This is a genomic window from Streptomyces rubiginosohelvolus, assembly GCF_014649875.1.
GTDB classification, from domain to species: Bacteria; Actinomycetota; Actinomycetes; order Streptomycetales; family Streptomycetaceae; genus Streptomyces; species Streptomyces rubiginosohelvolus.
Map to the genome: position 1 here is coordinate 1 of NZ_BMTW01000040.1, position 681 is coordinate 681.

At 70.8% G+C, this 681-nt stretch carries 1 protein-coding gene; it reads left to right on the plus strand.

Features of this window, described 5'->3' with window-relative positions; all coding sequences use genetic code 11:
- Position 1: 1 nt before the first annotated feature.
- Positions 2 to 681 (plus strand): DUF2637 domain-containing protein (locus IE134_RS33960; RefSeq protein WP_189432868.1); only part of this gene is annotated, 680 nt, incomplete at its 3' end.

The window sequence follows — 681 nt, forward strand, 5'->3', positions numbered from 1 at the left end:
GGTGGCCGCGATGCAGCTGACACGCACGCACCGCATACTCATCGGGGTCGTCGTCGCGGGTGCGGTGGTCATCGCCGCGATCGGGTTCGCGGGTTCCTACGCCGCCGTGCGCGAACTCGCGGAGGAGAAGGGCTTCGGGACGTTCTCCCTGGTCTTCCCGATCGGCATCGACGCGGGCATCTGCGTCCTGCTCGCCCTGGACCTCCTGCTGACCTGGATGCGGATCCCGTTCCCGATGCTGCGCCAGACGGCGTGGCTGCTGACGGCCGCGACGATCGCGTTCAACGGCGCCGCCTCCTGGCCCGATCCGCTGGGCACCGCGATGCACGCGGTGATCCCGGTGCTGTTCGTCGTCTCCGTCGAGGCCGCCCGGCACGCGGTGGGCCGGATCGCGGACATCACGGCCGACAAGCACATGGAGGGCGTCCGCCTCACCCGCTGGCTGCTCTCGCCGATCCCCACGTTCAAGCTGTGGCGGCGGATGAAGCTGTGGGAGCTGCGCAGTTACGAGCAGGTCATCAAGCTCGAACAGGACCGGCTGATCTACCAGGCCCGCCTCCAGGCCCGCTTCGGCCGCAACTGGCGGCGCAAGGCCCCCATCGAGTCGATGATGCCGCTGCGCCTGGCGAAGTACGGCGTGCCGCTCGCCGAGACCGCCCCGGCCGGCCTCGCCGCCGCCGG